General features: G+C 72.8%; 2 protein-coding genes. One reads left to right on the top strand and one right to left on the bottom strand.

Annotated features, from left to right (window positions below):
• On the top strand, positions 1–2,571 hold a 2,571-nt coding region (locus M4D54_RS13705; protein ID WP_259892099.1), incomplete at its 5' end, for a YhgE/Pip family protein.
• Between the two features lie 43 nt (positions 2,572–2,614).
• On the opposite strand, the gene M4D54_RS13700 is transcribed toward M4D54_RS13705, so the two are convergent.
• A complete protein-coding gene (locus M4D54_RS13700; RefSeq protein WP_259892098.1) occupies positions 2,615–3,229 on the bottom strand; it encodes a VOC family protein in 615 nt (204 codons plus the stop codon).
• Positions 3,230–3,260: the final 31 nt, after the last annotated feature.

Here is a 3,260-nt window from a genome sequence, read left to right as displayed (position 1 = left end):
AGCGACGGTGCGGTCACCCTCCGTGACGGCACCGCCTCACTCAGCGCGGGCGCGGACCAGCTCAGCGGTGGCCTGGCGACCCTGGACCGCGCGGGCCAGCCGCTGCGCTCCGGGGCCCAGCAGCTCGCCGATGGCACGGACCAGCTCGCCGAGGGTGCCTCTTCCCTCGCCGACGGCGCTGATCAGGTCGCGGACGGCACCCGGCAGCTGGACGAGACCGTCCGCGCGGCACAGGACAGGGCCGAGGAGCTCGGAGTCACCACCGAGAGCGTGCAGGCCGTCAGTGACGACCTGATCGTCGCGATCAATGCCCTCCAGGACGCCGTGGACGCCCGGTTCGATGATCTGGACCAGTCTGTGGGGGGCGATGCGGGCACTCTCTCGTCCGCGGCGACCGCTCTGGACGAGGATGCCAAGGCAGTTGACACGGACGCGCAGGCCCTGGCCTCGGAGACGGCGGACAGGTCCGCTGATGCGACCACTCTCAAGGAGGGTGCCGCGAGCATCGGGGACGACGCCTCTGCCCTGGATACCGCCGTTCAGGACGCCAAGACCGCCACCAAGACCGCCGCCAACAGCGCTGCCGAGTCGTCATCGGAAACCCGGTCGTACACCGAGGCGGTGGACGAACTGGCCGCCGAGTACTGCAGCGACCCGGAAGCATCTGCCGCTCCCCCCGCCGATGCAGGGCCCACCGATCCTGCGGACGCCGACCCGGAGAGCGTCCCCGCAGCGGAGCCGTCCGCTCCTTCGTCGGTCCCGAAACTGTGCGCGAAGCTGGAGCTCATCGCGGGCGACTCACAGCAGGTGCGGGGTTACGCCGAGGCCGCCTCTGCCGGCGCCACCGCCGCCGATGACGCCACGGCCACTGCCTCCCAGCAGTCCACCTCGATCACTGAGACCGCCGCGGACATGACGGGGACAGCGGACCGCACCGCCGCGTACCTGGACGGGCTGGCAGACACCACGTCCGCCATCGCCGACGCCACCTCCCGCATCTCCGACTCCACCGGGACCCTCGCCGACGACGCCTCTTCCCTGGACTCCGCACTGGCATCCGCGCTCGAGCCCCCCTCGCCCGGCGACGGGCAGAGCAGCCCCACAGCGCGCGACCTGGCCGCGGAACTCACGGGGCAGGCCCGCGCGGCAGCCGAGGCGATGCCGGGCACCTTGGACACCCTCCAGCGCGGCGCACAGGACATCCACCGCCTCGACGCCGGCGCCCAGCAGGTCGCCACCGGTGCGGATCGTCTGGCCACCGCCTCCGGCACCGCTCGCGACGGCGCCAACGAGCTGGCCGACGGCGTCGGCCGGTACACCGACGGGGTGAGCACCGCCCGCTCCGGCGCCGACGATCTGGCCTCGGGTGCACGCGAACTCTATTCGGGTGCGGACCGCCTGGCCGACGGGGTCCGCACCGCTCAGGACGGCGCCCAGCAACTGGCCGACGGCTCCGGTCGACTCGACTCCGGCGCCGCCGAGCTCGCCGACGGCGCCAACGAGCTGGCCGGCGGCGTCGGCCGGTACACCGACGGGGTGAGCACCGCCCGCTCCGGCGCCGACGATCTGGCCTCGGGTGCGCGCGAACTCTATTCGGGTGCGGACCGCCTGGCCGACGGGGTCCGCACCGCTCAGGACGGCGCCCAGCAGCTGGCCGACGGCTCCGGTCGACTCGCTTCCGGCGCCGCCGAGCTCGCCGACGGCGCCGGCGCCGTGGACGACGGGGCTCGGGAGCTGTCCCAGGGAGCAGAGACCCTCAACGAAGGCGCCGGGGAGCTGGCCGACGGTTCCGCTGAACTGCGGGACGGTCTCGAGGACGCCAAGGACGAAGTGCCTTCGTACACCGACGAGCAGAGCTCCGCGATCGCCGCCACCGCTTCTGACCCGGTGCAGATGGACTTCGTCCGCGACCATGAGCTGACCCGCTTCGGTGAGGGCCTCGCCCCGCTGTTCCTCGCGATCAGCCTGTGGGTCGGTGCCATGGCGATCTTCCTGATGATGCCGCCGTTCTCCATGGAGGCAGCCGCCGCTGGAGCTGGCCCGGTGCGGCTGCTGGCAGGCGGTCTGCTCCCGGCCCTCGCCCTGGGCCTGGTGCAGTCCGCGATCGCGGTGGCGGTGCTGCACGGGCCGGTGGGCATCACCGTCACGGACCTGCCGCTGATGCTGGGCATGGCGGCACTGACCAGTGCGGTGTTCGTAGCGCTGAACCACGGCTTCGGGGCCCTGTTCGGGCCGGTCGGGAAGTTCGTGGCCCTCGTGCTCGTGGCCCTCCAGATCTCCGCAGCCGGCGGCACCTACCCCACCCCCACGCTGCCGGGCTTCTTCCGCGCCATCCACCCGTACCTGCCGATGACCCATGCCGTGGACGCCTTCCGCGGGGCGATCAGCGGCAGCTGGATCGACCCCGCGGACGACCTGACCTGGCTAGGCGTATGGCTGGCGATCGGGGTGTCGCTGGGACTGGCAGGCGCCGTGGTGCAGCGCCGCCGGGCCATGGTGGTGGAGGACCGCGAGCAGGCCGGAGGCGGACATTCGGACGATGGAGGCGCCGATCCAGCAGATGACCGGTGAGCTGCACCGCGGCTGCGCCCCGGAGCGGCGAGACCACTTCCGGTCAGCGGCCCAGCAGCTCCTCCACCCCGGTGCCAGGAAGGCTCGCGGTCACGGGGGTGCCCCAGGGATCGGTGACAGAGATCGAGCGGCCGTCGTCGGCGAACTCGAGGCCGGCGGCGCGTAGCCGAGCCGCGAGAGCGTCGAGGTCCTCGCGGGCCGGGAGGGTGAGGCCCACGTCGGCCAGACCCAGGGAGGCGGCACGGGGGCCCGCGCCGCGACAGACCAGGTGGTCGCCGGTGCCGGCGAAGCGAGAGCGGGAGTCCTGCGCGGCGCGCAGCACGGTGCCGGCCAGGGACGCCTGGTCCTCGAACAGGAACGCGGTGTGGAACAGTCCCGCCTGGCGGGGGTCCACGGCAGGCAGTCCGGGGGTGGAGACCAGCCGCACGAAGGGGACGCCGCCACGGCCCAGCACCCGGTGCACCTCGCCCGCTACCCGAGCGGTCTCCTCGAGCGGGCTGAGGGCCAGCGCGTTCTCGTAGTAGGAGCTCATGGTCTCCAGGTCGCCCACCCGCAGGGTGACGGCGTCCATGGAGAGATCCGCCGAGAGGTGCCGCTCATCGACCGCCGATGCACCAGGCGAGGTGAGAGTGGAGGAGTCTGCGGGGTCCGGGGTCATGGGGAGATTCTCCCCGGGCATGAGAGGAGGG

The sequence above is a fragment of the Brachybacterium sp. p3-SID1565 genome (assembly GCF_025143785.1).
Lineage (GTDB): Bacteria > Actinomycetota > Actinomycetes > Actinomycetales > Dermabacteraceae > Brachybacterium > Brachybacterium epidermidis.
The sequence above is the reverse complement of the archived record's forward strand: the minus strand, read 5'-3'. Positions and strand labels throughout refer to the sequence as shown.

Excerpts from the sequence above, each read along its gene's own strand:
- M4D54_RS13700 (WP_259892098.1), bottom strand. The coding sequence starts at position 3,229 with ATGACCCCGGACCCCGCAGACTCCTCCACTCTCACCTCGCCTGGTGCA.